Source organism: Lentilactobacillus sp., assembly GCF_040773105.1.
GTDB lineage: Bacteria > Bacillota > Bacilli > Lactobacillales > Lactobacillaceae > Lentilactobacillus > Lentilactobacillus parabuchneri.
This window is the reverse complement of sequence record NZ_JAXGWW010000257.1, coordinates 1-2,864: the sequence shown is the minus strand read 5'-3', so window position 1 is coordinate 2,864 and position 2,864 is coordinate 1. Positions and strand designations below refer to the sequence as shown.

Genomic DNA, 2,864 nt, shown 5'->3' with positions numbered 1-2,864 from the left:
GGGGTCCTGGGATTTTCGGCGCCTTTGGTGAGTGAGCAGGTGGCGAGGGCAGAAGTAACAGCTGCCGTATCCGCGAACCCCGCCGAAAATAAGTCGGTTGAAGTGGTGAAGGAATTTTATGTCAAAAATCTTTTGGGGAAAAGAAGTATTGTAAAAACGGTTCCTACAAGATTGCCAATTGATTCAAACGGCAACATCATTGTTCCGGATAATGAACCTGATTACACGCCTGATAAAACGATTGTTTCCTCAAAAAAAGGATCTTTAAATAATATCCATGTAGCTTATAACGCGCTTCCCGCAACGGTCACAATTAAGCATTTTGATGAGAGTGGGGAAAAGATATTAGACGATTTAGTCGTTGGAAAAGCCACTATCCATGGAAAATATTATGTATCCCCGGCTCAAGCAGATGTCTCTCATTATGAACTGGTCGATCCTAAATTGATAAGCGGAGAGATACTCTCGACAAATTTTGATATCAATTTGATTTATAAGGCCTTGAATTCAGTTACACAGGAAGTTGCCCCAAATAATGTCGTTAAGGTTATTCAACCTACAAGCGAGAAAAATGAATCTAGTAGTTTAAAGCCAACAACCTTAGCTCCCGAGATTAAATCAATTCCCGAAGCCCCCGCAGCTGAGCGGCAGTCCGCAAAGACAACGACCCTAACCACTAAAGCCCAGCCGGTGGCTGTGAGTCCGGCCCCAGCTACACCCAAATTGATTGAACCGGAAAAGTCAACTGTGCCGGAAGTTTCTGTTACACCACAAATGCCGGTTGCACCTCAGCTTGAAACCAAAGAGCAGGTATCATCTCCTGACAAGCCAACGGTAATTGATCCTAAGGTGGAAGCAACGGCGCCAACCACGCTCAAAGAAAAGTCAACGGTTCCGGAACAACAAGTGGTTACTACCAGGCCAGAAAAATCGGACGGTTCAAGTAAAACCACCAAAGAAGCCACGACTCAAAACACCACAAACCCAATTACGACGACAATCGTTAATCCGGCTGTTCAAACAAAAACAACGGCTGAACGTGAGGCCGCTAAGTCACAATCTGCCGAAAAGGGTCAACCAGACACCAAGGAAACACAAACGGTTAAAGAAGGCCAAAATCAAACCGAATCTCCAGCAAGTTCCGGAAACTCAAACGTTAATGATGGCGGGGAAATCAAAAAGACCGTTGGTGAAGCCAAAGAGGGGGTTCCAGCAAGTCCAAAAGTTGGCGAAACAACCGTTACGACTTCAAAAGTTGACGGCAAAGAGCTGACAGATGCCATCAATAAAACCAAGGAGTCAACCGAAGACCAAGCCTCAAAAGTAAAAGAAGCTGCCAAAAACGACATTTCGACTTATCAGCTTCGTGGATTGGACACTCATGGCAATCAATTATTTAACAAGACGCTTAAACTATCAAAGGATGAAGCGGCTAAATTCCGCAACAAAAACATCGAATACTATGGTTATGATTGGGTATCAACTGATTTCGATGACCAATCCACAGTGCTGACACTGCACTACGCTGCTAAAAAGGTCAAGTTTAACATTATCAATGTTGATGAGACCGGCCATGTTCTGTCGAAGAATCAGGTGGAACTCGACTTTGGGACAAGTCAATCGTTTGCCGCCCGTCATATCCCAGGATATCAGGCCAAGCAGGCGGATAAAGTGCTCAAGGCAGATAACTTGGTACCCAGTGATGTCGAAATGGTTTATACAAAGCTTCCTGAAACGATTTCCCGTCAATCAGTTGAAGTACCGACGAAAGGCGAACAACATGCAGCCACCACAACGAATAAGGCGGTTGATGATAAGGCCACACTAAAGACAAAAACTGCTGACAAGCCTAAAAACGCCCGTCATCACGCTGCGGTCGTGCACGATGATGACCAGCCGGACCTGAAAGACAAGCAAACTGCCAGTGGGGATGAGAAGCTACCTCAAACTGGCGAGTCAAAATCAATCCTAAGTGTTTTAGCTGGGGTGGGGATTTTATTGGTGATGGCGATGAAAAAAGGTTTCAAACGATTCATTTGATTATGATATGATTGATATCAGAAATAATTAAAGGATGATCGACGTGCAGGTTAGAGGAAGTTACAAGCTATCTCAAATAAAAACAATTTTCAATGGGATTTTGGTTGGTATATTGGCCGGTTCCGCGGTGTCCCTATTTCGCTGGGCCATAGGACATATGATGGGGCTGATGCGTTATTTATACGTTAATGCAGCAGCACATCTTTCGCTCTTGGTTTTGGCGATTGGCATTAATGTCGCCATTGGTCTTTTAGTCGGCTGGTTTTTGAAACAGCAACCGGATATCAAAGGTTCTGGAATCCCCCAAGTTGAGGGACAATTACTGGGAGAGGTTGATTATAATTGGTGGTCGATTTTATGGCGCAAATTTGTTGGCGGCATTTTAGCGATTGGCAGCGGGCTTTACCTTGGGCGTGAAGGGCCGTCTATTCAACTGGGATCAACACTGGGACAAGGGGTTGCCCACTTTACCAAACAAATTGGGTTTGACCGTCAGGTACTGATCTCAAGTGGTGCGGCCGCCGGCTTAAGCGCGGCTTTTAACGCACCAATTGCCAGCACGCTATTTGTATTGGAAGAGATTTATCATAATTTTTCAACGAATATTTGGATTGTTTCCTTGACCTCGGCAATCACGTCGGACATGGTTGCGACCTACGTTTTTGGTCTCAAACCTGTTCTTTATATGAAGAGCACGCCATTGCCACTTAAATATTTTCTTTGGGTTGTCTTATTAGGGATTGTTTTAGGCGTTTTGGGCCGAATCTATCAAATGGTCATCTTAAGTATGGGCAAATGGTACCGTCATACCAAGCTTCCGTGGT

2 protein-coding genes are annotated in these 2,864 nt (G+C 44.7%); both read left to right on the top strand.

The genetic code is table 11. From position 1 onward, the window contains the following. Positions 1 to 2,040 (top strand): MucBP domain-containing protein (locus tag AB3112_RS10365; protein WP_367334444.1); only part of this gene is annotated, 2,040 nt, incomplete at its 5' end. 169 nt (positions 2,041 to 2,209) lie between these two features. Beyond that, positions 2,210 to 2,864 (top strand): chloride channel protein (locus AB3112_RS10360; RefSeq protein ID WP_367334443.1); only part of this gene is annotated, 655 nt, incomplete at its 3' end.